The following is a 24,645-nucleotide window of genomic DNA, read 5'->3' as shown; positions in this document are numbered from 1 at the left end:
TTCTTCTTTCAGCCGCCAGCGAGCGCGGCCTTGCGGATCGACTGCAGCGTGCTTCCCGGCGTGATGGCTTCAGGATCGAGCAGGCAGTGCAGGATCGCGGGCTTGCCGCTTGCGCGCGCACGCGCCAGGGCCGGGCCAAATTCCTCGGTGCTGACCACGCGCTCGCCATGTCCGCCGAATACCTCGGCATAGCCGCGGAAATCGGGGTTCTTGAGCTGCGTGGCGCTGATGCGGCCGGGATAGTGCTTTTCCTGGTGCATGCGGATGGTGCCGTACATGGCGTTGTCGAGCAGCACCACGATGATCGGAAGCCCGTACTGCACCGCAGTGGCGAACTCCTGGCCATGCATCATGAAGTCGCCGTCGCCTGCGAACACCACCACCTCGCGCTGCGGCCACAGCCGCTTGGCGCCCACGCCCGCCGGCAGGCCATAGCCCATCGATCCGCTGGTGGGCGCCAGCTGGCTCGCAAACGCGCGGAACGGCCAGAAGCGGTGCACCCAGGTCGCGAAGTTGCCCGCGCCGTTGCAAAAGATGGTGTCGGCCGGCAGCACCTCGCGCAGGTGCTGCATCACTTCGCCCATCTGCAAGGGGCCCGGAATGCGGATCGGTGCCGGATCGCTCCAGCGCAGGAAGTCTTCGCGTGCGGCCTGGGTCTCGGCCTGCCACAAGGGCGCTGAAGCCGGTCGCAGCGCGGCCACGGCTTCGGCAAACGCCTGCGGCGTGGCATGGATGCCCAGCGCCGGGCGGTAGAGCTTGCCGAGCTCGTCGGCATCGGCATGCACATGCACCAGCGCCTGCCTAGGCTGCGGAATTGCGAGCAGCTCATAGCCCTGCGACGGCACCTCGGACAGTCGCCCGCCCACCAGCAGCACCAGATCGGCATTGCGAATGCGCTCGAGCATGCGCGGATTCGCGCCCAGGCCCAGGTCGCCCGCATAGCAAGGATGCTCGGCCGACAACAGCATCTGGCGGCGGAACGAGCAGTACACCGGCAGCGAGAAAGCCTCGGCGAACCCCGCGAACTGCCGGGCCGAGGCCTCGGACCAGCGGCTGCCGCCCAGGATGACGACGGGCCGCTGCGCCCGCGACAGGCGCTGCTGCAGCTCGGCGATCTGCGCCGCGCCAGGATGGGTTTCGACCACCGCGTAAGGCTGCGCATCGACCACCGTGGCGGCTTCGGTCAGCATGTCTTCCGGCAGCGCGATCACCACCGGGCCGGGCCGGCCCGAGGTGGCGACATGGAAGGCGCGCGAGACCAGCTCAGGCACCCGAGCGGAATCGTCGATCTGCACCACCCACTTGGCCATGGTGCCGAAGACCGCGCCATAGTCCAGCTCCTGGAAGGCTTCGCGGCCCAGTGCCTCGCGCGCCACCTGCCCCACGAAGAGCAGCAGCGGCGTCGAATCCTGGTGCGCGATGTGCACGCCGGCCGCCGCGTTGGTGGCGCCCGGCCCGCGCGTGACGAAGCACACGCCCGGCTTGCCGGTGAGCTTGCCCTGCGCCTCGGCCATCATCGTGGCGCCGCCTTCTTGGCGGCACACCGTCACTTCGATGGACGCGTCGTGCAGCGCGTCGAGCACGGCCAGGAAGCTTTCACCGGGCACGCAGAAGAGCTGCTCGACGCCGTGGGTGATGAGCTGGTCGACCAGGATCTGGCCGCCGGTGCGGGAAGAAGTCATGCTGTGTCCAATGCAATGAAGGTCTTTGTATTCGCTCCTTCCCCCTCTGGGGGAAGGCTGGGATGGGGGCAGACGGCATCACCCACGCCGACGGTGACAGACACGCCGCTTGCCCCCACCCCTGCCCTCCCCCGGAAGGGGAGGGAGAAATTCATATGAGAGCTTCGCATGCCGCGGCAATGCGTGCACACGCCTCTTCGAGCTGCGCCATCGACGTGGCGTACGAAATGCGGAAATACGGTGCCAGCCCGAACACGCTGCCCGGCACCACCGCCACTTCGAAATCCTGCAGTAGGTAGTTGCAGAAATCGCTGTCCGTCCGCAGCAGCACGCCGGCCTGGGTGCGCCGGCCGAGAACGCCGCCGCAGCTCGCAAAGGTATAGAACGCGCCTTCGGGCACGCGGCAATGCAGCCCCGGCGCGCGGTTCAATGCGGCCACCACGAAATCGCGCCGCGCCTGGAAATCAGCGCACCGCTCGGCCACGATGTCTTGCGGCCCGGTCAATGCCTCGATGGCTGCAGCCTGGCTCACCGACGACGGGCACGAGGTCGACTGGCTTTGCACCACCGCCATGGCCGCGATCAGCGCGCGCGGCCCCGCTCCGTAGCCCACGCGCCAGCCGGTCATCGCATAGGCTTTCGACACACCGTTGACGGTGAGCGTGCGGCCCTGCAGCCGCGGCTCCACGGCCACCGGCGTGGCGAAGGCCAGGCCGTCGTAGAGGATGTGTTCGTAGATGTCGTCGGCCAGCACCCACAGCTTAGGATGCCGCAGCAGCACCTCGCACAGCGGCGCGAGCTGCGCCGCGCTGTAGGCTGCGCCGCTCGGGTTCGACGGCGAATTCAGAAAGAGCCAGCGGGTGCGCGGCGTGATGGCCGCCTCGAGTTGCGCGGCCTCCAACCGAAAGCCATTGGCCTCGCTGCAAGGCACGCTCACCGGCACGCCCCCGCAGATCTGCACGATGTCGGCGTAAGAGGTCCAGTACGGCGCGGGCAGGATCACCTCGTCGCCCGGATTCAGGCTGGCCATCAGCGCGTTGAAGATCACCTGCTTGGCGCCCGCACCCACGCTGATTTCATTCAACGCAAAGTCCAGCGCGTTGTCGCGCTTGAACTTGAGCTGCACCGCGGCCTTCATGGCCGGGCTGCCGTCGAGCACCGTGTAGCGCGTGTCGCCGCGCTCCATCGCGCGGGCCGCGGCGGCGCGAATGTGCTCGGGCGTGTCGAAGTCCGGCTCGCCCGCGCCCAGCACGATCACCGACCGGCCGGCGCGCTTGAGTGCGTTGGCATGGTCGGTGATGCGCAGGATTTCCGACACGCCGATGGCGCGCACGCGCTCTGCGGGCTCGAACGCGGAGGACGAAGAAAGCGCGGAATCGAGAACGGCGGATGTCACTTCGCGTAGGCCTCCAGCGGCTTGTCGTTGGGTTCGGCAATGAGCTGCTTCAAGGCCGCGCTCATCGGCAGGTTGAGGCTGGTGTTCTTCGGCGGAATGGGCGCGACGAACCACTTGGTGTAGATCTTCTCGAGCTCGCCGCTCTTCATGAGGCGGCGCAGCGCGTCGTCCACCGCGGTCTTGAAGGCCGGGTCGTCCTTGCGGAACAGCAGCGCGATCGGCTCGGAGCCCAGCGCATCGCCGACGATGCGGTAGGCCGCCGGGTTCTTCGCGTTGGCGATGATGCCGGCGAGCAGGTTGTCGTCGAGCACGAAGGCATCGGCGCGGCCCGACTCCATCAGCAGGAAGCTCTCGAGGTGGTCCTTGCCGAGCATCGTGGTGATGGTGGTGTTCTGCGCGCGCTCGCGCTTGCGCAGCAGCTGCACGGCCGTGGTGCCGGTGGAGGCCGACACGGTGCGGCCCGCCAGCTGGTCGAGCGAGCTGATGCCCGAATCGACGCGGGTGGCCATGCGCACCTCGCTCACGTACGTGGTGAGCGCAAACGCAACCTGCTGCTGGCGCGCGGTGTTGTTGGTGGTGGGGCCGCAGCCGATGTCGAGCGTGCCGTTCTGCACCAGTGGGATGGTGTTCTGCGCGGTCACGGCCATGTATTCGAGCCGGGCAGAGGGTGCGATGTCCTTCAGCACGCGCTCGCACAGCTCGACGTGGTAGCCCACGTATTTGTCGTTCGCACCCAGCATGTAGGCCATGGGCGGCGAAGCCTCGCGCACGCCGAGCACGGCCTTGCCGCTGCTCTTGATCTTGTCGAGCGTGCCGCCGGCCGGGGCCTGCTGCGCGGCGGCGCCGAATGCGAGCGCGATCAGCGCCGCGGCGGCGAGGGTCTTCAATTGCATCTTCATGTTCTCTGTCTCCTGGTTGTTTTTCTGGGGTACGCACGGCCGCCGACCTGCCGCTGCGGAGAAACGCCGCGCGGCAAGACAGAAGGCCGGAGTCGATCAGTCGTTGATCTCGAAGGTCACGCCTTGCGCGAGCGGCAACGCGGTCGAGTAGTTGATGGTGTTGGTGGCGCGGCGCATGTACGCCTTCCAGCTGTCGGAGCCCGCTTCGCGGCCGCCGCCTGTTTCCTTCTCGCCGCCGAAGGCACCGCCGATCTCGGCGCCGCTCGGGCCGATGTTGACGTTGGCAATGCCGCAGTCCGAACCGGCGCTCGACAGGAAGCGCTCGGCCTCGCGCACGTTGAGCGTGAAGATCGACGAAGACAGGCCCGCACCCACCGCGTTGTGCCATTCGATGGCGTCGTCGAGCGTGTTGTAGCGCACCACGTAGAGGATGGGCGCGAAGGTCTCGCGCAGCACCGGGCCTTCGTGCGACTTCAGCTCGACCAGCGCCGGACGCACGTAGAAGGCGTCTTTCGTGCCGATGCCGTCGACGCGCTGGCCGCCATGCACCGTGGCACCGATCTCGCGGCATTCGCCCAGGGCCTTCTGCATGCCGTCGAACGCGGCGCGGTCGATCAGCGGACCGACCAGCGTGCCGGCCTCGCGCGGGTCGCCCACCTGCACGTTGCCGTAGACCTTCGCAAGCTTGGGCACGAGCGCGTCGTACACGCTGTCGTGCACGAAAAGCCGGCGCAATGTGGTGCAGCGCTGGCCGGCCGTGCCCATGGCCGAGAACGCGATGGCGCGCAGCGTGAGGTCGAGGTCGGCCGACGGCGTGACGATGGCCGCGTTGTTGCCGCCGAGCTCGAGAATCGCACGGGCAAAGCGCGCCGCCAGCTTCGGTCCCACCTGCCGGCCCATCGCGGTGGAGCCGGTGGCCGAGAGAATCGGCACGCGGTGGTCGTCGACCAACACTTCGCCGATGTCGCGCAGGCCCAGCAAGAGCCCGAGCAGGCCTTCGGGCGCATCGCCGAAACGAGCGAGGGCGCGCTGCGCAATGGCGTGCGTGGCCAGCGCGGTGAGCGGGGTTTTTTCAGACGGCTTCCACACGACCGAATCGCCGCACACCAGTGCCAGTGCCGCGTTCCACGACCACACGGCCACCGGAAAGTTGAAGGCCGAGATCACGCCGCACACGCCCAGCGGATGCCAGGTTTCCATCATGCGGTGCTCGGCGCGCTCGGTCGCCAGCGTCAGGCCGTAGAGCTGGCGCGAGAGGCCGACCGCGAAGTCGCAGATGTCGATCATTTCCTGCACCTCGCCCGCGCCCTCGGACGGGATCTTGCCGGCCTCGAGCGTGACGAGGCGGCCGAGGTCGCCCTTGGCGGCGCGCAGTTCTTCGCCGAGCAGGCGTACCAGCTCGCCGCGGCGCGGGGCGGGCACATTGCGCCACGCCTTGAAGGCCTCGTTCGCATGGCCGATGGCTTCGGTTGCTTGGGCGGCAGTGGTTTGCCGCACCTGTGCAACCACCTCGCCGGTGACCGGCGACCGCACCGTCAGTTCGCCGCCTGTGTAGGCGGACTTCGGAACGCCGAGGCGCTGCAGCAACTGCTCGATTTCGGCGGCAACGGAAAGGGAGGATTTGGCTTCTGGCATGGACGCTCCGGCGTGGAGAAAAGAGAGAACAGAACGAAGGGAAACGGGACGCGGCAACGGTCAATATCTGCGAATCCCGCGCGCTTGCATAGCGAAAAAACGGAAGGACTTGGTGCGTTTCAGGAAGGAACCTAGCCACCTTTCATGCTCAGGCCGCACAAATACAGATTCAGGTCGACGGCCCTGGCGCTTCGGGCAGGCTGATGCGCTGCCCCGCCGGCGAACCCGCGAGGCTTTGCGCCGGCCGCCGCAAGGTCGCGTCGAAGGGATTGATCTTCGGCCCGATGGCCGCCGCCTCGCGCTTGAGCAGCTCCACCACCGTGGGCATGCGGTCGGCATTGAGCCGGTCAGCGATGGTGCCCACGCTGAGAGCGGCCACGGCGCGCCCCTCGCGGTCGAGAATCGGCACCGCCACGCCGGCCATGCCTTCGAGCAGGCCCGTGTTGCGTCCCGCATAGCCGGCCTGGCGCACGCGCTCGATCTCGGTGCGCAGATAGACCTCGTCGTACACGCCGTACTCCCGCACACGCGAGAGGTTGAAGCGGATCACTTCCTCGCGCTCGGCCTCGGGCAGAAAGGCCAGGATCGCGAGCGCGCCCTGCCCCACTCCCAGCGCAATGCGCCCGCCGATGTCGCCCGTGAACGAGCGGATCGGAAACGGCCCTTCGCTTCGGTCGAGGCAGATCGCGTCGAAGCCGCTGCGCGCCAAGAGAAAGATGCTGTCGCCCAGGCTCGCGCACAGGCGCAGCAGCACAGGGCGGCAGATGGAGCGCAGATCGCCTGGGTTGCCGGCGCTGGCCGCGAGTGCGAAGAAATCGATGCTCAGCCGATAGAGCTTGCTGCGCTCGTCCTGTTCGACCATGCCCTCGGCCATGAGCGACTGCAGCAAGCGGTGCGTGGTGGCCTGCGTGAGGCCCACGGACCGTGCGATCTGGGTCACGCGGCCGCCCTCGGCCTGCACCGCACCGAGCGCGCGGATCACCGAAAAGACACGCGGCACGCCGCCGCTGGCCGCCGAGGGGGTTTCCATACCTTGCTCCTGTGGAATTCTTGAGATCTATTCCTTTCATCATATTCCATTGAACGGAATAAATATGAAAAAGATTCTGATTAATGGAATACCCGAGGCGAACTGGCGTGATCGTTGCAATAGAGTGAATTGAAAGTTCTCTCTTGTCCATGGCGTGCACCAAGGTGCTGCACGCCATTCACGACCGCGCAGAAAGGCCCTTCCATGTCATTCCTACGGCTCACCGACGTGACCAAGTTCTACGGCGCCACGCGCGCCGTGTCGGCCATGAACCTCACGGTGGAGAAGGGCGAGTTCGTCTCGCTGCTCGGCCCTTCGGGCTGCGGCAAGACCACGACGCTGCAGATGATTGCGGGCTTCGAGGCGGTCTCCAGCGGGCGCATCGAGCTGGCGGGCAAGGACATCACGCATGCCAAGGCCAACACGCGCGGCCTGGGCATCGTGTTCCAGACCTACGCCCTCTTTCCGCACATGACGGTGGCCGACAACGTGAGCTTCGGCCTGGAGATGCGCAAGATGCCGAAGTCCGAACGCACCGAGCGCGTGAAGCAGGCGCTGGCGCTGGTTCACCTCGAAGCGCACGCCACGCGCTACCCGCGCGAACTCTCGGGCGGGCAGCGCCAGCGCGTGGCGCTGGCCCGCGCGCTGGTGATCGAGCCGCCGGTGCTGCTGCTGGACGAGCCGCTGTCCAACCTCGACGCCAAGCTGCGCGAAGAGATGCAGTTCGAGTTGCGCCAGATTCAGCGCAAGGTCGGCACCACCACCGTGATGGTCACGCACGACCAGAGCGAGGCCATGTCCATCAGCGACCGCGTGGTGGTAATGGAAGGCGGCTGCGCCACGCAGATCGACCATCCGCATCGCGTTTACGAGCATCCGAGCACGCGCTTCATCTCCACCTTCGTGGGCAAGGCCAATTTGCTCGACGCGCGCGTCTCGGCTTGCGGTGCGCGCAGCTGCCATGTCGAGATCGGTTCGCTGACGGTGGAGGTCGACGACACCGGCTATGCCTCGGGCGCTGCGGTGCTGATGAGCGTGCGGCCCGAAAAGCTGCAGCTGGTGGAGGCCGGTCGCGGCCGCCTCGACGGCACGGTGCAGGAACGCTTCTTCCTCGGCAGCCAGTGGCTCTACCGGCTGAGCACGCACGCCGGCGACCTGACCGTGCTGAGCCCCAACGACGGCCGCGACGCGCTCGACGAAGGCTGCGACGCTGGCATCGACTGGCCCGCGCACTGCACGCGCCTGCTGCCGGCCGACAAGGCGGTGGCGGCATGAGTGGTTCGACCAAGGCGGCCACGCCGTGGTGGTTGTCGGGCCCCGCGCTGCTGCTGTTCGCGGCCCTGCTGCTCGTGCCGCTCGCGCTCACCGCGGTGCTGTCGTTCAACGTCTACGACCCGGCCACCGGACCCAAGGCCGGCGAGTTCACGCTCGAGCACTACGCGCACGTGTTCACCGACTCGTACTACCACGGCATCTTCTGGCGCACCTTCTGGATCTCGGGCCTCGTCACCCTGATCTGCGTGCTGATCGGCGCGCCGGAGGCCTATGTGCTGAGCCGCATGCGCAACCCGTGGCGCTCGGTGCTGCTCTTGGTGGTGCTGGCGCCGCTGCTCGTTTCGGTGGTGGTGCGCGCCTTCGGCTGGAGCATGCTGCTCGGGCCCGAAGGCGCGGTGAACGGCCTGCTGCGGCTGGTGGGCATCGGGCCGGTGAAGATGCTCTACACCGAGATTGCCGTGATCGTGGCGCTGGTGCACGTGATGCTGCCCTTCATGGTGATCCCGGTCTGGACCTCGCTGCAGAAGCTCGATGCGGGCGTGGAGAACGCGGCGCTGTCGCTCAGGGCCTCGCCCTTCACCACGCTCAGGCGCATCGTGCTGCCGCAGGTGATGCCGGGCATTCTGTCGGGCAGCCTGATCGTGTTCGGACTGGCTGCGAGTTCTTTCGCGATCCCGGGGTTGCTCGGTGGGCGCCGGTTGAAGATGGTTGCCACCGTCGTCTACGACGAATACCTGCACGAACTCAACTGGCCCCTCGGCGCAGCCGTTGCGCTGGTTCTGCTGGCAGCCAACCTCGTCGTGATGCTGAGCTACAACCGCCTCGTCGAAGGCCGCTACAAAAAGGCATTGGGGTGATCCGATGACCAAGAACGGCCCCCTCGCCCTCGCGTTCAACGCGCTCGTCATCACCTTCATGCTGGCGCCGCTCGTGGTGGTGTGCATCGTCGCGTTCACGCCCGAGAACACATTGACCATTCCGACCACGCACTTCTCGCTGCGCTGGTTCGAAGCGGCGTTCGCGCATCCGGACTTCATGCAGTCGTTCTGGAACAGCCTGTGGCTTGCGCTGGCCTCGGCCACCATCGCCACGCTGATCGCGGTGCCGGCCGGCATGGCGATCACGCGCTATGCGTTTCCGGGGCGCGATTTTCTCAACGGCCTGTTTCTCTCGCCGCTGATCATTCCGCACCTGGTGCTGGGCGTGGCCTTGCTGCGCCTGTTCGCGCTGGTGGGCGGCACGGGCAGCTTCGGCTGGCTGGTGATGGCGCACGCACTGATCGTCACGCCCTACACGCTGCGCCTGGTGGTTGCCGCGCTCGTGGGCTTCGACCGCAGCGCCGAGCAGGCCGCGCTCTCGCTGGGCGCGAGCCAGGCCACGATGTTCCGGCGCATCACGCTGCCGATGATCCTGCCGGGCGTCACGGGCGGCTGGCTGCTGGCTTTCATCAACAGCTTCGACGAAGTGACGATGTCGATCTTCGTCACCTCGCCCAGCACGGTGACGCTGCCGGTGCGTATGTACATGTATGCCACCGAGTCGATCGATCCGCTGATGGCGGCGGTGTCGGCGCTGATGGTGGCGGTGACCGCCATCGCCATGGTGGTGCTCGACCGCGTCTACGGGCTGGACCGCGTGCTGGTGGGGCGCCGATAGATGAGCCTGCCACCCCTTCATCAACCGCTGCTGCACCGCGTGGCCGAGACCGGCCGCGCCGCGGTGCCCTTCACGCTCGACGGTGAACCCGCCTCCGCGCTCGCGGGCGACACGGTGCTCACCGCCGTGCTCACGCAAGCCGCCCAGTTGCGCCGCAATGAATTCAGCGGCGCGCCGCGCGCGGGCTTCTGCATGATGGGTGCCTGCCAGGATTGCTGGATCGCCACCGAGCAAGGCGAACGCCTGCGCGCCTGCTCCACTTTCATCGCGCCGGGCATGGCGCTGGTCACGGGAAGGAGCGGCGCATGACGACCTCCTCTCCCGCATTGCAGCCGGTGATCGTCGGCGCCGGCCCGGCTGGCGTGCGAGCCGCCGAGGCGCTGGTGGCGCACGGCCTCCGGCCAGTGGTGATCGACGAAGCGTCGCGCGCCGGCGGCCAGATCTACAGGCGGCCGCCCGCGAGCATGGCCGAGCGCAGCGCGCAGGCGCTCTACGGCTTCGAAGCCCGCCGTGCCAATGCGGTGCATGCCGCCTTCGACTCAATGCAGGGCCGCATCGACTACCGCCCAAACAGCCTGGTGTGGAACGCGCAAGGCGGCCGGCTCGACGTGCTGCACGGTCCGACGCGCAGCACGGCCAGCGTGCCCTACAGCCAGCTGGTCGTCGCCACCGGCGCCACCGACCGCGTGCTGCCGGTGCCCGGCTGGACATTGCCCGGCGTCTACACGCTGGGCGGCGCGCAAGTGGCACTCAAGTTCCAGGGCTGCGCCATCGGCGAGCGTGTGGTGCTCATGGGCACCGGCCCCCTGCTCTACCTGGTGGCCTATCAGTACGCAAAGGCCGGTGCGAAGGTGGCCGCGGTGCTCGACACGGCGCGGCTCGCGGACCAGCTGGCCGCCACACCCGCGATGCTGCGGCAACCCGCGGTGTTCGCGAAAGGCGTTTATTACGTCGGCTGGCTGCGTGCACACGGCGTGGCGCTGCACAGCGGCGTGCGGCCGCTGCGCGTGCTCGGCGACGACCAAGAGAGCCGCGTGACCGGTGTGGCGTGGCACGACGGCCGCGAAGAGCGCACGCTGGCCTGCGATGCCGTCGGTTTCGGCTATGCGCTGCGCTCCGAAACCCAGCTAGCCGATCTGCTCGGCTGCCGCTTCGACTTCGCGCCGCTGCACCGCGCCCACCTGCCGGTGCGCGATGCGGCCGGCCGCTCCAGCGTACAGGGCGTGTACCTCGCGGGCGATGGCGCCGGCATCATGGGCGCCGATGCGGCCGAATGGGCCGGCGAACGCGCCGCGCTTGCGCTGCTGGCCGACCGTGGCGTGGCCGTCGACGCATCGCGCGCCGCAGCGCTCGAACGCAAGCTCCACAAGCTTTCAGCTTTTCGCCACGGCCTGGAACGCGCCTTCCCGGTGCCGAACGACTGGGCCGCGCATGCGCCCGACGAACTCGTGGTCTGCCGCTGCGAGAACATCACCGCAGGCACGCTGCGACAGAGCGTTGGCGAGAACGGCGCCGACGAAATGAACCGCCTGAAAGCGCTGTCGCGCGTGGGCATGGGCCGCTGCCAGGGTCGCATGTGCGGTGTGGCCGCGGCCGAGATCCTGGCGCACGCCACCGGGCTGCCGCTGCAGCAGGTGGGCCGGCTGCGCGGGCAGGCGCCGATCAAGCCAATTCCGATCCAGCTTGCCGTGCGCGAGCCCGCTGAAGGCGTCGGCGCATGAGTTCGATCAAGACATTGCACACCGATGTCGCCATCATCGGCGGCGGCATCGTCGGCGCATCGGCCGCGCTGGCCTTGCGGCAGATGGGCATCGGCGTCGTGCTGCTGGAGCGCGACCTGTGCGGCTCGCGTTCGAGCGGCGTGAACTACGGCGGCGTGCGGCGCCAGGGCCGGCCGGTCAGCCAGCTGCCGCTGGCGCAGCGCGCGCATGGCATCTGGGGCCGCCTGCGCGAAACGATCGGCACCGACGGCGAGTACCTGCGCTCAGGCCATTTCAAGATCGCGCGCAGCGAAGCCGATATGGCCTCGCTGGAACGCTACCGCGCACAAAGCCGCGACTTCGATCTCGGGCTCGAACTGATCTCGGATGCACGCCTGCGTGAGCGCTGCCCCTGGCTCGGTGCGCGCGCCGTCGGCGGCTCGCTGTGCGCGGAAGACGGCCAGGCCAATCCGCGGCTGGTGTCGCCGGCCTTCGCGCTCGCGGCAGAGCGCGCGGGCGCGCAGATCTTCGAGCGTCACCCGGTCGACGAACTGGCGCACGACGGCAATAGATTCATGCTGCGCTCGGGCAACGCACTCGAAGTGCATGCGACGGCGCTGCTCAACTGCGCGGGCGCATGGTCCGGGCCGATCGCCGCGCAGTTCGGCGAGGCGGTGCCGCTGCAATCGGGCCATCCCGCGATGGCCGTGACGGAGCCACTGCCCTTCTTCATGAACTGGAGCCTGGGCGTGGAAGGCGGCGGCATCTACTGCCGCCAGGTGGAGCGCGGCAACCTCGTGCTGGGCGGCGGCGGCGCGGGCGTGGCGCTCGACGCCGACCGCGCACGCTCCGACCGCGATGCGATCGCCTCGCTCTCCGCACAGGCCATCGAACTGCTGCCCGCGCTGCGCCATGCGCACTTCATCCGCACGTGGAGCGGCACCGAGGGCTACCTGCCCGACCGCCAGCCGGTGCTTGGGCCCAGCCGCACCACGCCCGGGCTGTTCCACGGATTCGGCTTCTCGGGCGCCGGCTTCCAGATCGGCCCCGCGGCCGGCGAAGTACTGGCCGAACTCGTGCGCGACGGCCGCAGCAGCACGCCAATCGAGGCCTTCTCGATCGAACGCTTCTTCGCAGAAGAACCAACCACCCCCACCCCACCCTGAAAGGAAAACACCATGTCCCGTTTCCAGAAGACTTCTTTCTTCTCTCTTCGCCGGACCGTGCTCGGTGCGGCGGCGGTGGCCGCGCTCGCGGCCGGCGGCGCCGCCAGCGCTCAAACCAAGACGCTCTACATCGGCATGAACGGCGGCACCATGGAGAAGGCGTACACGCAGTACGTGTTCCCAGCCTTCGAGAAGCTGTACGGCGCCAAGGTGGTGGTGGTGCCGGGCACCTCGTCCGACATCCTCGCCAAGGCCCAGGCCAACAAGGACCGGCCGCAGATGCACGTGATGTTCCTGGATGACGGCATCATGGTGCGCGCTATCGGCATGGGCCTGTGCCAGAAGCAGCGGCCCAATCCGTCGCTCGCAGAAATCTACCCGGCCGCGCGCTTCAAGGACGACATGGCCAGTGGCGTGAGCCTGGGTATGACGGGCCTGGCCTACAACGCCAAGATGTTCAAGGAAAAGGGCTGGGCGCCGCCTACCTCGTGGATGGACCTGGCCGATCCCAAGTACAAGGGCAAGGTGGTGTTCCAGTCGATGTCGTCATCGTCCTTCGGGCTGCACGGCTTCCTGATGTTCAACCGCATCCAGGGCGGCAACGACAAGAACGTGGAGCCGGGCTTCAAGGCCTGGCCCACCACCGTCGGCCCGAACGTGCTCGAGTACATCCCGAGCTCGGCCAAGCTGTCGGAAATGGTGCAGACCGGCGAGGCCGCGATCTTCCCGCTCACGCCCACCGCCGTGGCCGCGCTGAAGACCAAGGGCATCCCGGTGGAATACGCGCCGCCCAAGGAAGGCGCGGTGGTTCTGATGGTGGGCCAGTGCGTGATTGCAAACAACAGCGAGCCCGAGCTGTCGCAAAAACTCGCCGAGTTCCTGCTGAGCCCGCTGGCTCAGGCCAACGTGCTGCAGTACGGCGCGCAGATCCCCACCAACCCCAAGGCCCCGGCTGTGGGTGACGGGGTGCAGCAGGTGGCCGACATCAACAAGTGGATGAAGACCGCGGTCACCATCGACTGGGACAGCATCAATGCGAACCGTCCTGCGTGGAATGCGCGGTGGAACAAGACGATCGAGAAGTGATACGCCGACGTTCGGGGCGCGATCCCGCCGACGGGGCACCTTTCTCCGCGAATGTCCCCCGGCCTGCGGCCTCCTCCTTTATTTCGCTGCGCAAGGCACCCCGCCGGCGGGATCGTTGTTCAGAGCGGTGGTTGATCGAGCGAAAAAACCGCAGCGCCCAGTGGGCGCAGGGCGCCGGGTGCTCCCCGCAGCGAAATAAAGGAGGAGCCGAAGGCGGGGGACATTCGCGGAGGGGAGTACCCGGTGGCCTGTGCACGCGCCCTGAACAACAGCGCCTCGAACACACAGCTCCTACAAACAAGCGCCTCAGCGGTTCTCTTCCAAAATCCACCCCGCAGCCTTCTCGGCCATCATCAACGTCGGGCTGTTCGTGTTGCCGCTCGTGATCGTAGGCATCGCACCCGCGTCGACCACACGCAGGCCCTGCACCCCGCGCACACGCAGCTTCGAATCGAGCACCGCCATCGGGTCGCCGTCGGCCCCCATCCGGGTGGTGCCGACTGGATGGAAGATGGTGGTCGCGATGTCGCCGGCCAGGCGCGCCAGGTCTTCGTCGCTCTGGTACTGCACGCCGGGCTTCCATTCTTCCGGCTTGTATTTCGCAAGCGCGGGCTGAGAGGCGATGCGGCGCGTCACGCGCAGCGAATCGGCCGCGACCTTGCGGTCTTCGTCGGTGCTCAGGTAGTTGGGCGCAATGGCGGGCGCATCCTGGAAGCGGGGGCTCTTGATGCGCACGGTGCCGCGGCTCGTGGGGTTGAGGTTGCACACGCTCGCGGTAAAGGCCGGAAAGCTGTGCAGCGGCTCGCCGAATGCGTCGAGCGACAGCGGCTGCACGTGGTATTCGAGGTTGGGCCACTCGTGATCGGGTGAGCTGCGCGTGAAGGCGCCGAGCTGCGAGGGTGCCATGCTCATCGGCCCGCTGCGCTTCATCAGGTATTCGAGCCCGATCTTCGCCTTGCCGTACATCGACGAAGCCAGCACGTTGAGCGTGGGCGCGCCGTTGATCTTGTAGACCGCGCGAATCTGCAGGTGGTCCTGCAGGTTGGCGCCGACGCCGGGCGCGTCGAGCACCACCTCGATGCCGTGCTGGCGCAGCAGCTCGGCCGGGCCGATGCCTGAGAGCTGAAGGATCTGCGGCGAGCCGATGCTGCCGGCGCAAAGCACCACCTCGCGCGTGGCATGCGCGGTCACCATCTCGTGGCCGTCCCACACCTGCACGCCGGTGCAACGCTGGCTGCCGTCGGGCTGGGTCTCGATGATCAGCTTGGTGACTTGCGCATTGACCCACATCTCGAAGTTGGGCCGGCCGTAGCAGACTGGCCGCAAGAAGGCCTTGGCCGTGTTCCAGCGCCAGCCGTTCTTCTGGTTGACCTGGAAGTAGCCGACGCCTTCGTTGCTGCCGCGGTTGAAGTCGGTGCTGTGCGGCACGCCGGCCTCCACGGCTGCTTCAGCAAAGGCGTCGAGGATGTCCCAGCGCAGCCGCTGCTTCTCGACCCGCCATTCGCCGCCGGCACCGTGCATCTCGTCAGCGCCGAGGTAGTAGTCCTCGTGCTTCTTGAAATCGGGCAGCACGTTTTCCCAGCGCCAAGCGTCGTCGCCCGTGAGCTTCGCCCACTGGTCGTAGTCGCGCGACTGGCCGCGCATGTAGATCATGCCGTTGATGCTGGAGCAGCCGCCGAGGGTCTTGCCGCGCGGATAGCGCAGGGTGCGGCCGTTGAGCCCCGCATCGGGCTCGGTGCTGTAGAGCCAGTCGGTGCGCGGGTTGCCGATGCAGTAGAGGTAGCCCACCGGAATGTGGATCCAGTGGTAGTCGTCCTTGCGGCCGGCCTCGATCAGCAGCGTGCGCTGTTGCGATTTGCGGGTCAGCCGGTTGCACATCAGCGCGCCGGCCGTGCCGCCGCCAATGACGATGTAGTCGAATGTGTTGTCGTCGCTCATGGCGGCTGCTTGTCTCCGAGGACCGATATTTTTGATGCTCATGGCGTTATGAGGCGCCCCTGGCCGAAGTTTCACCCAAGCCACTGCTAAAAAGCCAATGATTTCGGCGCAACTGGCTTATAAATTGGTCTTATATGACTGCCGCCGCCTTGGACCTCCAGATCTTGCGCGCCTTCGTGCACGCGGCGCGCGAGGGCAGCGTGTCGCGCGCGGCCGAGCGGCTGCACCTCACGCAGCCGGCGGTGAGCCTGCAGCTCAAGCGGCTGGCAGAAGAAACCGGGCTCCAGCTCTTCACGCGCACGCCGCACGGCCTTGCGCTCACCGCCGACGGCGCGGCGTTGCTGCCACAGGCCGAGCGCGTGCTCGCGGCCGTGGGCGACCTGCAGCAGGCCGCGCGCAACCTGCAGGGCACGGTGCGCGGGGCGCTGCGCATCGGCACCATCCTCGACCCGGAGTTCACCCGGCTCGGCGTGTTCCTGCGCGAGCTCGTGGAGTCGGCCCCGCAGATCGAAACCGAGCTGCGCCACGGCATGAGCGGCACGGTGCTGGCGCAGGTGCTGCGCGGCGAGCTCGACGTGGGCTTTCACCTCGACACGGACAACACGAATGACGGGGACGCCGCCGCGTCGGCTCCTTTCGCGGCGCGCACGCTCACGCGCTTCACCTACCGCGTGGTCGCGCCCGCGGGCTGGGGCCCGCAGGTGCTGGGACGCGACTGGAAAGCGCTGGCCGCGCTGCCCTGGCTCGCCACACCGCCGGAGTCCGCGCATCACCGGCTGCTGAACAGGGTATTCGGCCCGCTCGGGCTCTCGCCGCGCCGGGCAGCGCTGGTCGACCAGGAAGCCTCCATGCTCGACCTGCTGAAGTCGGGCGTGGGCCTGAGCCTCCTGCGCGACTCGATCGCCATCCGAGAAAGCCAGTCGCACGGCCTCGTGATGGCCGACCGCGTGCAGCTCGACTGCGCGCTGCGTTTCGTCTCGCTGGCGGCGCGGCGCAACGAGCCTGTGATCGCCAGCGCATGGAACGCGCTGGCGCGCGCCTGGCACTGACCTTCGAACGGCCGCAAATGTGCCGCCGAACGGCGTTCCGCCCTACGCAAACCGAAGCCGCAACGTAAGAAGGACGCCGACTCATCCGGTTACGATGCGGCCATCGAGACCGCCTCTTTTTTCTTACTTCGCCCTGCACCGCCGCATCATGTCCCCAGCAACTTCGACTGCCGACGCACCCGCCGCCGGCAGCGCGTTGCCGCGTGTCGAAGAACGCGAGCAGGACGGCCGCCGCTGGACCGTGGCCAGCGGCCGCTGGACCACGCTGGCCATGTCGTCGCGCCCTTCGTGGCAGGCGGTTTCCAAGGACCTGGCCGGCGCTCCGCCGTCCGACGATCGCGCCTGGGATCTGCGCCCCATCGAGCAGCTCGACCACGTCGGCGCGCAGCTGCTGTGGGAGCACTGGCGCCACGCCTGGCCGGCCACGCTCGAGATGTCGCCGCAGCACAAGGCGGTGCTCGACCAGGTGGCCCTGTACACCGTCGGAACGCCCGAGGAGCCGCCGCCCACGCTCGCCGACCGCCTGAAGCATTTCTCGCACACCGGTCCGCGCGCGCTGGAAATGATGCGCGATTTCGTCGGGCTGATCGGCCAACTCGCGCTCGATGCCTTCACGCTCGTGCGCGCGCCGCACCGCGCGCCATGGCGGGATTTTTCGGGGCATCTCTATCAGTTCGGCGCGACGGCGCTGCACATCACGGCACTGGTCGGCCTGTTGATCGGCGTGGTACTGGCCTACCTCATTTCGCAACAGCTGCGCCAGTACGGCGCCGAGGCCTTCGTGGTCAACATCCTCGGGCTGTCGCTGATCCGCGAACTCGGGCCGGTGCTTGCCGCGGTGCTGATCGCGGGGCGCTCGGGCTCGGCCATCACGGCGCAGATCGGCGTGATGCGCGTGACCGAAGAGCTCGACGCCATGCGAGTGATGGGCATTCCGCACGGCTACAGGCTGGTGATGCCGCGTGTGATGGCGCTGGCCATCGCAATGCCGCTGATCAGCCTCTGGACATCGATGGCGGCGCTCGTGGGCGGCATGTTCGCCGCCGACGCAGCGCTCGACATTTCGCCTTCGTACTTCCTGTCGGCGCTGCCGCGCGCGGTGCCGATTGCCAACCTCTGGCTCGCGCTCGCGAAGTCGGCAGTGTTTGGCATTTTGATTGCGCTGATCGGCTGCTATTTCGGCATGAAGGTGAAGCCCAACACCGAAAGCCTGGGGCGCGGCACCACCTCGTCGGTGGTGACCTCGATCACCGCGGTGATCCTGGTCGACGCGCTGTTCGCGGTGCTGTTCAAGGGCGTGGGGTTCCGGGCATGAGCCGCCGCCCGGCCGCTCCGAAGGAGGCTCGCACCGCAGTGCGAAGCGCGGAGGTATTCGAATGACCGAATCCTCAACCACTGTCGTCGACATCCGCAAGCTCTGGACGGTGTTCAAGAACGCCGACGGCGAGAACATCGTTCACCGCGACCTCGACCTGCACATCGAGCGCGGAGAAGTGCTCTCGCTGGTCGGCGGATCGGGCACCGGCAAGACGGTGCTGCTGCGCCAGATCCTCGGGCTCGAAAAGCCCTCCAAAGGCGTCGTCGAGGTGCTGGGCCGTGCGCCCGGCGAGCTCAGCGCCAAGGGTGCGGCCAACGTGGGCATGCTGTTCCAGCACGGCGCGCTGTTCTCCGCCTTCAGCGTGCTCGAGAACATTGCGTTTCCGCTGCGAGAGCTCAAGCTCTTGCCCGACGAGCTGATCCGCAACGCGGCACTGGTCAAGCTGCAGATGGTCGGCCTGGAGCCCCGGCATGCCAACATGAGCCCAGCAGATTTGTCGGGCGGCATGATCAAGCGCGTGGCGCTTGCGCGTGCGCTCATCATGGACCCGCCGCTGCTGCTGCTGGACGAGCCCACGGCCGGGCTCGACCCCGAGGCTTCCGACAGTTTCTGCGACCTGCTGCGCGGCCTGCACCGCGAACTGGGGTTGACGGTGGTCATGGTCACGCACGACCTGGACACGCTGTTCGACCTGAGCACCCGCATCGCAGTGCTGGCCGACCACAAGGTGATCACCAGCGGCTCTGCGCGCGAGGTCATCACGTATCCGCATCCATTCATCCACGAATATTTTCTGGGAGGGCGCGGCCAGCGTGCCCTGGAGGCCCTGCATGACAAACCCGCCAAAGCCCCGCCGCCACCTGTCGGCGCGGGCCACTGAAAGGTAGCCACACCATGGAAAACAAAGCCCATGCCATCGCAGCCGGTGCCTTCGTGCTCGGCCTCATCGCCGTGCTCGTGGGGCTGGTGGTCTGGTTCACGCGCGACAACACCGTGCGCAACATCTACGAACTCTCCACCCGCGACGCCGTCAGCGGCCTGCAGCCGCAGGCCATGGTGCGCTACCGCGGCATCGCGGTGGGCAAGGTGACGTCGATCGACTTCGACCCCAAGGTGAAGGGCAACGTGCGCGTGCGCATCACCGTCGACGAGCGCGTGCCGCTCACCACCTCGAGCTTTGCCACGCTGAGTTACCAGGGCGTGACCGGCCTCGCCTTCATCGCGCTGGACGACAAGGGCGAATCGAACGTCGTGCTCAAGCCCAACAACGACGATCCACCACGCATTCCGCTCAAGCCCTCGATGCTGGCGCAGCTGCAGGACCGCGGCGAGTCCATCATCAATCAGGTCGAGGAAGTGACCAAGCGCGCCAACACGCTGCTGGGCGACGACAACCAGAAGCGGGCGGCCGATGCGCTCGAAAACATCGCGGCGGCCTCGGCCAGCGCCAACACGCTCATCAAGCAGCTCGACAACACGGTGAAGACCGGCTTGAACCCCGCGCTGGCCGCACTGCCCGACACGATGACCACGGTGAAGAAGGCAGCGGGCGACGTCTCGCGCGTGGCCAACAACTTCAACACCACGGTGGGCCGGCTGAACGCGCCGGACGGCCCGGTCGAGCGGCTGAGCGACGGCACCAAGGCGCTGGCGCAGGCGGTCGATTCCTTCAATGCCGCCACGTTGCCGCGCGTGAACCGCGTGGCCGACGACACCTCCCGCGCAGTGCGCCGGCTCGGCCGCGCGGCCGACGGCATCAACGACAACCCGCAATCGCTGCTGTTCGGCTCCGGCGGCACCGCCGCGGGCCCCGGCGAGCCCGGCTTCTCGGCGCCGCCGGCAACCAATTCCCTGGCAAGGTGATGACGACCATGAAGAACAATGCCACTCGCACCCCGGCGCTGGCCGCCGCCGGCCTGGCGCTGCTGATTATTGCCGGCTGCGGCGCGCTGCCGGACAAGCCGGTGCGCGCCACGCTGTACGACTTCGGGCCCGGCGCTGCCACAGAGGCCAGTGCCGCCCAGCCACCCGCGGCCGCATTGCCCACGCTTGCACTCGCCGAGATCGAGAGCAACACCCGGCTCGACGGCACGCAGATCCTTTACCGCCTTGGCTATGCCGATGCCAACGAGCTGCGTCCCTACGGCCAGTCGCGCTGGAGCCTGCCGCCGGCGCAGCTTCTGCGCCAGCGGCTGCGCGATGCGCTCGCCGAGCGTCGCACCGTGCTCGGCCCGGACGAAAGCGCGACCCTCGCGCGCGCCCAGGGCAAGGTGCCCGACACGCTGCGGATCTCGCTCGACGAGTTCAGCCACTACTTCGAATCGGCCGGCAGCAGCGTCGGCCTGGTCCGCCTGCGCGCGACGCTGATCCGCGGCGGCAGCGGCGGCGACCGCGTGGTGGGCCAGCGGACCTTCACCGTGCGGCGTCCCGCGCCGAGCGCCAACGCGCCTGGCGGCGTCAAGGCCCTGGCCGCGGCCACCGACGCGGTGGTGGCCGAGGTCGTGCAATGGGTGGACCAGCAGCCGCGGCCGTAGGCTCGGTTCACAGGCAAGGCGAATTTTCATCACCGGAGGAGACCCACCATGAACGCAACTCGCATCATCGGCATCCTGCTCGTCGTCGCAGGCATCGCGGGGCTCGGGCTCGGCGGCTTCAGCTTCACGAAGGAAACGCACCAGGCCAAGCTGGGTCCGCTGGAGTTCTCGGTGAAGGAAAAGCAGCAGGTCAACTTCCCGGCCTGGGCGAGCGTGGCCGCCATCGTGGTGGGCGGCGCGCTGGTGCTGCTGGGCGGCAAGAAAGGCTGAGCGCGCTCTATCCGTCAGGGAAGCCGGCGCCCAGCGTCACGAATCCGATCTTGCGGAAGCGTTTTTTCCCGCCGACGTTGCACCCAGCCGCCCCGAGACTGCGACCGCGCAGGCCTTGAGCGCGCGTGCAATTTCGCCGTCCCAGGCGGTGTCGAAAATCGCGGCCGGGCCGATGGCCGTGACCGACAGCACGATCGCACCGGTGTGGTCGAACACCGGCGCAGCCATGGCGCTCACGCCTTCGATCACCTCCCCTTCGGAACGGCTGATGCCGTGCAGCCGCACTTCCTGCAGCTGGCGCTCGAAGTCGCTCCACGATGGCAGTGGCGGCTGGGGCGGCATGCCGGCCTCCATCGGCTGCTCGCCGGAATTGCGCTGCTTCTCGCGCTGGCGCTCGGCGTCTAGCAACTGCCTGACCGTGTCGGCGCCGAGGTAGGCGGCAAAAATTCGGCCCGAGGCCGTGTTGGTGAGCGAAAACACCGTGCCGTGCCGCATGTTCACGTGCACGGGCGAAGGAGATTCGGCTGTTCGCACGATAGTGGCGCCGCGCGCGCCCCAGACCGCGAGCGCCACCGTGTGGCCGAGGCGCTGGGCCACCTCGGCGATGAGCGGCGTCGCAATGTGCACCGGGTCGGCCTGCTGCAGGCTGATGAGCCCCAGTTGCAAGGCCAGCGGGCCGAGCAGATAGTGGCCGCTGGCGCGGTCCTGCTCGATCAGGCCGAGCCGCCCGAAGCTCACCATGTAGGGGTGGGCCTTGGCGGCCGTCATGTCGGCTTCCCGCGCCAGGTCTTTCAGCGCCATCGGCCGGCCGTGGTGCACCAGCGCGCGCAGCAGCTGGCCACCCACCTCGATGCTCTGGATGCCGCGCTGGGCGGCGCGGTCGGTTTCACTGGCTGTCATGGCCCGCCTTGGCGTCTGATTGTTCGTTCATGAAGAAGGGATTAGACATTAACCGATCTGGGGCTTACACTTCGAAAATTCGTTAACCGTGAATTCATTCGCTTTAGACGAATTAAAATTCACTCACCATTCGACGGAGACAGACCAATGAGCCAAGCCAAGAAGTTCGCCAGCCAGGCCGACATGGAAGAAAAGAAGATCACCTTCAGCCAGATCTCGGAGCACGCCTGGGCCTATACCGCCGAGGGTGACCCCAACACCGGCATCGTGATCGGTGACGATTGCGTGCTGGTGGCCGACACCCAGGCCACGCCGGCCATGGCGGCCGACGTGGTGCGCCGCATCCGCGAGGTGACCGACAAGCCCATCAAGTACGTGGTGCTCACGCACTATCACGCGGTGCGCGTGCTGGGCGCGGCCGGCTACGGGGCCGAGCACATCCTGGCCAGCCAGGACACGCGCGACCTGATCGTGGAGCGCGGCGAGCAGGACAAGGCCAGCGAGATCGGCCGCTTCCCACGCCTGTTCCAGAACGTGGAGACCGTGCCGCCGGGCCTGACCTGGCCCACCATGACTTTCACCGGCAAGATGACGCTGTGGCTGGGCAAGCTCGAGGTGCAGTTGATTCAGCTGGGCCGCGGCCACACCAAGGGCGACACCGTCGTGTGGCTGCCAGAGGAGCGCACGCTGCTCTCGGGCGACCTGGTCGAGTTTGGCGCCACGCCGTACGCGGGCGATGCCTACTTCCAGGACTGGCCGCAGACGCTGGACAACATCGCCGCGCTCAAGCCCGCCGCGCTGGTGCCCGGCCGCGGCGCTGCGCTCACCACGCCCGCCGAAGTAGCCGAGGGTCTGACGGGCACGCGCAACTTCATCTCCGACGTGTATGCCAGCGTGCAAGAGGGCGTGAAGGCCGGCCGCGACCTGAACACGGTCTACAAGGACACCTACGCGAAGCTCAAGCCCAAGTACAGCCAGTGGGTGATCTTCGACCACTGCATGCCGTTCGACGTGAGCCGCGCATATGACGAAGCGTCGGGTCACGCCGACCCGCGCGTGTGGACGGCGGAGCGGGACATCGAGATGTGGAAGGCATTGGAAGGCTGAGGTATTGCTCCCTCCCCCTCTGGGGGAGGGCTGGGGTGGGGGCAGGCAGAGCGCCAACTTCGAGCGCCGCCGAGCCCCCATCCCAGCCTTCCCCCAAAGGGGGAAGGGCAAGACAAAGACACGGAGACAACACGTGATCGACTATCAAAGCCTGCGCTTCGACTACAAGCGCCACGCAGACCAGGACGCGGCCGCGCCCGCCCGTCACCCTGTGGTGATCGTCGGCGCCGGTCCGGTCGGCCTCGCGCTGGCCATCGATCTTGCGCTGCGCGGCATTCGCGTGGTGCTGCTCGACAACGACAACACCCTCTCCAGCGGCTCGCGCGCGATCTGCTTTGCCAAGCGCACGCTCGAGGTGTTCGACCGCCTCGGCTGCGGCGACCGCATGGTCGACAAGGGCGTGTCATGGCACGTCGGCAAGGTGTTCTTCCACAACGAGCAGGTCTATCGCTTCGACCTGCTGCCCGAGCCCGGTCACGAGCGCCCCGCGTTCATCAACCTGCAGCAGTATTACGTCGAGGGCTATCTCGTCGAGCGCGCGGCCGCACTGCCGCTGATCGACCTGCGCTGGAACAACAAGGTCACCGGCATCGCGCAAACCGAAGACGCCGCGATGCTCACGGTCGAGACGCCCGAGGGCAGCTACCAGCTAGCGGCCGATTACGTTGGCGCCTGCGACGGCTCGCGCTCCAACATGCGGCAACTCATGGGCCTCGAAGCCAAGGGCCGCGTGTTCCGCGACCGCTTCCTCATCGCGGACATCACGATGGACGCTCAGCTTCCGACAGAGCGCCGCTTCTGGTTCGATCCCCCGTTCCACCCCGGCCAGAGCGTGCTGCTGCACAAGCAGGCCGACGGCATGTGGCGCGTCGACTTCCAGCTCGGCTGGGACGCCGATCCGGTGGAAGAACGCAAGCCCGAGAACATCACGCCGCGTGTGCGCGCGTTGCTCGACAGCATCGGCTTCGAGGGCGTGCAGTTCCAGATCGGCTGGGCCAGCGTGTACACCTTTGCGTGCCAGCGCATGGAGCACTTCCGCCATGGCCGCGTGCTGTTCGCGGGCGACTCGGCGCACGGGGTGTCGCCCTTCGGCGCGCGCGGTGCCAACTCGGGCGTGCAGGACGCCGACAACCTCGCGTGGAAACTTGCCGCGGTGCTCGAGGGCGACGCGCCCGATGCGCTGCTCGACAGCTATGCGAGCGAGCGCGAATACGCGGCCGACGAGAACATCCGCAACTCCACGCGCGCCACCGACTTCATCACGCCCAAGAGCGAAGTGAGCCGCCTGTTCCGCGACGCAGTGCTGGAGCTCACCAAGCGCCATGCCTTCGCACGCACGCTGGTCAACAGCGGGCGGCTTTCGGTGCCCGCGGTGCTGCGCGACTCTCCGCTCAACACGCCCGACTGCGATGCGTTCGCAGGTGCGATGGTGCCTGGCGCCGCGGCGGCCGATGCGCCGCTCATGCGCGCCGACGGCAGCGCCGGCTGGCTGCTGCGCGAATGCCACGCGGTGCGATTCACCGCGCTGCTGTTCGGCACCGGCGAGGCGGCCGAGCGCAGCCTGCAGGCGCTGAAGGCCTGCGACTTTCCGCTGCACGTCGTGCACGTGCAAGGCGCATCGCCCGAAGGCGAACTGGCCACGCGGCGCTACGACGCGCAGCCCGGCACCGTCTACCTGCTGCGGCCCGACCAGCATGTGTGCGCGCGCTGGCGGCATCCCACGGCAGAGAACATCCGCGCCGCCATCGACCACGCATTGGCAAAGACTTGAGCACCACCATGCAACAGCAACAACACCTGAACACGGCGCCGAACCTCGAAGCGCCGGATGATTTCTACGAGGCGCTGATCGAGGCGCATCAGGGTCTTTCCACCGAAGAGAGCAATGCCTACAACGCGCGCCTCGTGCTGGTGCTGGCCAACCACATCGGCTCGCTCGCCGTGCTGCGCGAAGCACTCGACGCGGCGAAGTAACCCGTCCAAACAGCCATCTCATGAGGACAC

At 67.7% G+C, this 24,645-nt stretch carries 23 protein-coding genes; 16 read left to right on the top strand and 7 right to left on the bottom strand.

Translation table 11 applies throughout. The annotated features are described in order from the left end of the window. Positions 1–8: 8 nt before the first annotated feature. From J2X92_RS10490 to J2X92_RS10470, 5 genes are all read right to left on the bottom strand, one after another. Positions 9–1,682 (bottom strand): thiamine pyrophosphate-binding protein, encoded by a 1,674-nt coding sequence (locus J2X92_RS10490; RefSeq protein ID WP_307575500.1) that lies wholly within the window; start codon positions 1,680–1,682, stop codon positions 9–11. Between the two features lie 151 nt (positions 1,683–1,833). After that, positions 1,834–3,078, bottom strand: coding sequence for a pyridoxal phosphate-dependent aminotransferase (locus J2X92_RS10485; RefSeq protein ID WP_307575498.1), 1,245 nt, complete (start codon positions 3,076–3,078; stop codon positions 1,834–1,836). Further along, the gene (locus tag J2X92_RS10480) at positions 3,075–3,977 is read right to left on the bottom strand and encodes an amino acid ABC transporter substrate-binding protein (RefSeq protein ID WP_307575497.1); all 903 of its coding nucleotides are present in this window, start codon (positions 3,975–3,977) and stop codon (positions 3,075–3,077) included. The genes J2X92_RS10485 and J2X92_RS10480 overlap by 4 nt, the downstream gene beginning before the upstream one ends. A gap of 96 nt (positions 3,978–4,073) precedes the next feature. Further along, positions 4,074–5,612, bottom strand: a complete 1,539-nt coding sequence (gene amaB / locus J2X92_RS10475) for an L-piperidine-6-carboxylate dehydrogenase (RefSeq protein WP_307575495.1) — start codon at positions 5,610–5,612, stop codon at positions 4,074–4,076. 169 nt (positions 5,613–5,781) lie between these two features. Next, positions 5,782–6,642, bottom strand: a complete 861-nt coding sequence (locus J2X92_RS10470) for an IclR family transcriptional regulator (RefSeq protein WP_093021342.1) — start codon at positions 6,640–6,642, stop codon at positions 5,782–5,784. 204 nt (positions 6,643–6,846) lie between these two features. Here J2X92_RS10470 and J2X92_RS10465 point away from each other — a divergent pair, with 204 nt between their 5' ends. From J2X92_RS10465 to J2X92_RS10435, 7 genes are read left to right on the top strand one after another with little or no spacing between them, the layout of a single operon-like run. Next, positions 6,847–7,917: an ABC transporter ATP-binding protein gene (locus J2X92_RS10465; protein WP_307575493.1), complete on the top strand. Its 1,071-nt coding sequence runs from the start codon at positions 6,847–6,849 to the stop codon at positions 7,915–7,917. Beyond that, the gene (locus J2X92_RS10460; RefSeq protein ID WP_093021337.1) at positions 7,914–8,774 is read left to right on the top strand and encodes an ABC transporter permease; all 861 of its coding nucleotides are present in this window, start codon (positions 7,914–7,916) and stop codon (positions 8,772–8,774) included. The genes J2X92_RS10465 and J2X92_RS10460 overlap by 4 nt, the downstream gene beginning before the upstream one ends. A 4-nt stretch (positions 8,775–8,778) precedes the next feature. Next, on the top strand, positions 8,779–9,573 hold the full coding sequence (locus tag J2X92_RS10455; protein ID WP_307575491.1) for an ABC transporter permease: 795 nt from the start codon (positions 8,779–8,781) through the stop codon (positions 9,571–9,573). Beyond that, positions 9,574–9,882: a (2Fe-2S)-binding protein gene (locus J2X92_RS10450; protein WP_307575490.1), complete on the top strand. Its 309-nt coding sequence runs from the start codon at positions 9,574–9,576 to the stop codon at positions 9,880–9,882. It begins immediately after the preceding gene. After that, positions 9,879–11,294, top strand: coding sequence for an FAD-dependent oxidoreductase (locus J2X92_RS10445; RefSeq protein ID WP_307575489.1), 1,416 nt, complete (start codon positions 9,879–9,881; stop codon positions 11,292–11,294). Before J2X92_RS10450 ends, J2X92_RS10445 begins: the two co-directional genes overlap by 4 nt. Further along, the gene (locus J2X92_RS10440) at positions 11,291–12,439 is read left to right on the top strand and encodes an NAD(P)/FAD-dependent oxidoreductase (protein WP_307575488.1); all 1,149 of its coding nucleotides are present in this window, start codon (positions 11,291–11,293) and stop codon (positions 12,437–12,439) included. The genes J2X92_RS10445 and J2X92_RS10440 overlap by 4 nt, the downstream gene beginning before the upstream one ends. 12 nt (positions 12,440–12,451) lie before the next feature. Further along, positions 12,452–13,525 (top strand): ABC transporter substrate-binding protein, encoded by a 1,074-nt coding sequence (locus tag J2X92_RS10435; RefSeq protein ID WP_307575486.1) that lies wholly within the window; start codon positions 12,452–12,454, stop codon positions 13,523–13,525. Between the two features lie 306 nt (positions 13,526–13,831). Here J2X92_RS10435 and J2X92_RS10430 read toward each other — a convergent pair whose 3' ends face one another. Continuing rightward, positions 13,832–15,463, bottom strand: coding sequence for a GMC family oxidoreductase (locus J2X92_RS10430; RefSeq protein WP_307575484.1), 1,632 nt, complete (start codon positions 15,461–15,463; stop codon positions 13,832–13,834). A gap of 134 nt (positions 15,464–15,597) precedes the next feature. On the opposite strand from J2X92_RS10430, the gene J2X92_RS10425 reads away from it, so the two are divergent. The 6 genes from J2X92_RS10425 (at position 15,598) to J2X92_RS10400 (ending at position 20,634) form a co-directional block, all read left to right on the top strand. Next, on the top strand, positions 15,598–16,512 hold the full coding sequence (locus J2X92_RS10425; RefSeq protein WP_307575483.1) for a LysR family transcriptional regulator: 915 nt from the start codon (positions 15,598–15,600) through the stop codon (positions 16,510–16,512). Positions 16,513–16,660: 148 nt separating this feature from the next. Then, positions 16,661–17,827, top strand: coding sequence for an MlaE family ABC transporter permease (locus J2X92_RS10420; protein WP_307575482.1), 1,167 nt, complete (start codon positions 16,661–16,663; stop codon positions 17,825–17,827). A gap of 61 nt (positions 17,828–17,888) precedes the next feature. Next, complete coding sequence (locus J2X92_RS10415; protein WP_307575481.1) at positions 17,889–18,710, top strand: ABC transporter ATP-binding protein; 822 nt, start codon at positions 17,889–17,891, stop codon at positions 18,708–18,710. 14 nt (positions 18,711–18,724) lie between these two features. Continuing rightward, positions 18,725–19,693, top strand: coding sequence for an MlaD family protein (locus J2X92_RS10410; protein ID WP_307575479.1), 969 nt, complete (start codon positions 18,725–18,727; stop codon positions 19,691–19,693). Between the two features lie 8 nt (positions 19,694–19,701). After that, complete coding sequence (locus J2X92_RS10405) at positions 19,702–20,364, top strand: ABC-type transport auxiliary lipoprotein family protein (protein WP_307575477.1); 663 nt, start codon at positions 19,702–19,704, stop codon at positions 20,362–20,364. Positions 20,365–20,412: 48 nt separating this feature from the next. After that, on the top strand, positions 20,413–20,634 hold the full coding sequence (locus tag J2X92_RS10400) for a hypothetical protein (RefSeq protein WP_021005054.1): 222 nt from the start codon (positions 20,413–20,415) through the stop codon (positions 20,632–20,634). A 36-nt stretch (positions 20,635–20,670) separates the two neighbouring features. Here the strand turns inward: J2X92_RS10400 and J2X92_RS10395 are convergent, their stop codons facing one another. Then, positions 20,671–21,534 carry an IclR family transcriptional regulator gene (locus tag J2X92_RS10395; RefSeq protein ID WP_307575474.1) on the bottom strand — a complete coding sequence of 288 codons (864 nt, stop codon included), beginning with the start codon at positions 21,532–21,534 and terminating at the stop codon, positions 20,671–20,673. 147 nt (positions 21,535–21,681) lie between these two features. On the opposite strand from J2X92_RS10395, the gene J2X92_RS10390 reads away from it, so the two are divergent. The 3 genes from J2X92_RS10390 (at position 21,682) to J2X92_RS10380 (ending at position 24,615) form a co-directional block, all read left to right on the top strand. Then, positions 21,682–22,641: an MBL fold metallo-hydrolase gene (locus J2X92_RS10390; RefSeq protein WP_307575472.1), complete on the top strand. Its 960-nt coding sequence runs from the start codon at positions 21,682–21,684 to the stop codon at positions 22,639–22,641. A 133-nt stretch (positions 22,642–22,774) separates the two neighbouring features. After that, complete coding sequence (locus J2X92_RS10385) at positions 22,775–24,412, top strand: FAD-dependent oxidoreductase (RefSeq protein ID WP_307575471.1); 1,638 nt, start codon at positions 22,775–22,777, stop codon at positions 24,410–24,412. An 8-nt stretch (positions 24,413–24,420) separates the two neighbouring features. Further along, positions 24,421–24,615: a DUF2783 domain-containing protein gene (locus tag J2X92_RS10380; RefSeq protein ID WP_307575470.1), complete on the top strand. Its 195-nt coding sequence runs from the start codon at positions 24,421–24,423 to the stop codon at positions 24,613–24,615. Positions 24,616–24,645 lie beyond the last annotated feature (30 nt).

This window comes from Variovorax paradoxus, assembly GCF_030811855.1.
Taxonomy (GTDB): domain Bacteria; phylum Pseudomonadota; class Gammaproteobacteria; order Burkholderiales; family Burkholderiaceae_C; genus Variovorax; species Variovorax paradoxus_L.
Note: the sequence above shows the minus strand (reverse complement) of the source record. Positions and strands in the feature narration are given on the sequence as shown.

What these genes read in the sequence shown, in the direction of transcription:
- J2X92_RS10465 (WP_307575493.1), top strand. Translation starts at nt 6,847, where the DNA reads ATGTCATTCCTACGGCTCACCGACGTGACCAAGTTCTACGGCGCCACG.
- J2X92_RS10460 (WP_093021337.1), top strand. Translation starts at nt 7,914, where the DNA reads ATGAGTGGTTCGACCAAGGCGGCCACGCCGTGGTGGTTGTCGGGCCCC.
- J2X92_RS10390 (WP_307575472.1), top strand. Translation starts at nt 21,682, where the DNA reads ATGAGCCAAGCCAAGAAGTTCGCCAGCCAGGCCGACATGGAAGAAAAG.
- J2X92_RS10410 (WP_307575479.1), top strand. Translation starts at nt 18,725, where the DNA reads ATGGAAAACAAAGCCCATGCCATCGCAGCCGGTGCCTTCGTGCTCGGC.
- J2X92_RS10490 (WP_307575500.1), bottom strand. Translation starts at nt 1,682, where the DNA reads ATGACTTCTTCCCGCACCGGCGGCCAGATCCTGGTCGACCAGCTCATC.
- J2X92_RS10440 (WP_307575488.1), top strand. Translation starts at nt 11,291, where the DNA reads ATGAGTTCGATCAAGACATTGCACACCGATGTCGCCATCATCGGCGGC.
- J2X92_RS10435 (WP_307575486.1), top strand. Translation starts at nt 12,452, where the DNA reads ATGTCCCGTTTCCAGAAGACTTCTTTCTTCTCTCTTCGCCGGACCGTG.
- J2X92_RS10445 (WP_307575489.1), top strand. Translation starts at nt 9,879, where the DNA reads ATGACGACCTCCTCTCCCGCATTGCAGCCGGTGATCGTCGGCGCCGGC.
- amaB (WP_307575495.1), bottom strand. Translation starts at nt 5,612, where the DNA reads ATGCCAGAAGCCAAATCCTCCCTTTCCGTTGCCGCCGAAATCGAGCAG.
- J2X92_RS10425 (WP_307575483.1), top strand. Translation starts at nt 15,598, where the DNA reads ATGACTGCCGCCGCCTTGGACCTCCAGATCTTGCGCGCCTTCGTGCAC.
- J2X92_RS10430 (WP_307575484.1), bottom strand. Translation starts at nt 15,463, where the DNA reads ATGAGCGACGACAACACATTCGACTACATCGTCATTGGCGGCGGCACG.
- J2X92_RS10400 (WP_021005054.1), top strand. Translation starts at nt 20,413, where the DNA reads ATGAACGCAACTCGCATCATCGGCATCCTGCTCGTCGTCGCAGGCATC.
- J2X92_RS10420 (WP_307575482.1), top strand. Translation starts at nt 16,661, where the DNA reads ATGTCCCCAGCAACTTCGACTGCCGACGCACCCGCCGCCGGCAGCGCG.
- J2X92_RS10450 (WP_307575490.1), top strand. Translation starts at nt 9,574, where the DNA reads ATGAGCCTGCCACCCCTTCATCAACCGCTGCTGCACCGCGTGGCCGAG.
- J2X92_RS10395 (WP_307575474.1), bottom strand. Translation starts at nt 21,534, where the DNA reads ATGACAGCCAGTGAAACCGACCGCGCCGCCCAGCGCGGCATCCAGAGC.
- J2X92_RS10380 (WP_307575470.1), top strand. Translation starts at nt 24,421, where the DNA reads ATGCAACAGCAACAACACCTGAACACGGCGCCGAACCTCGAAGCGCCG.
- J2X92_RS10480 (WP_307575497.1), bottom strand. Translation starts at nt 3,977, where the DNA reads ATGAAGATGCAATTGAAGACCCTCGCCGCCGCGGCGCTGATCGCGCTC.
- J2X92_RS10405 (WP_307575477.1), top strand. Translation starts at nt 19,702, where the DNA reads ATGAAGAACAATGCCACTCGCACCCCGGCGCTGGCCGCCGCCGGCCTG.
- J2X92_RS10470 (WP_093021342.1), bottom strand. Translation starts at nt 6,642, where the DNA reads ATGGAAACCCCCTCGGCGGCCAGCGGCGGCGTGCCGCGTGTCTTTTCG.
- J2X92_RS10455 (WP_307575491.1), top strand. Translation starts at nt 8,779, where the DNA reads ATGACCAAGAACGGCCCCCTCGCCCTCGCGTTCAACGCGCTCGTCATC.
- J2X92_RS10415 (WP_307575481.1), top strand. Translation starts at nt 17,889, where the DNA reads ATGACCGAATCCTCAACCACTGTCGTCGACATCCGCAAGCTCTGGACG.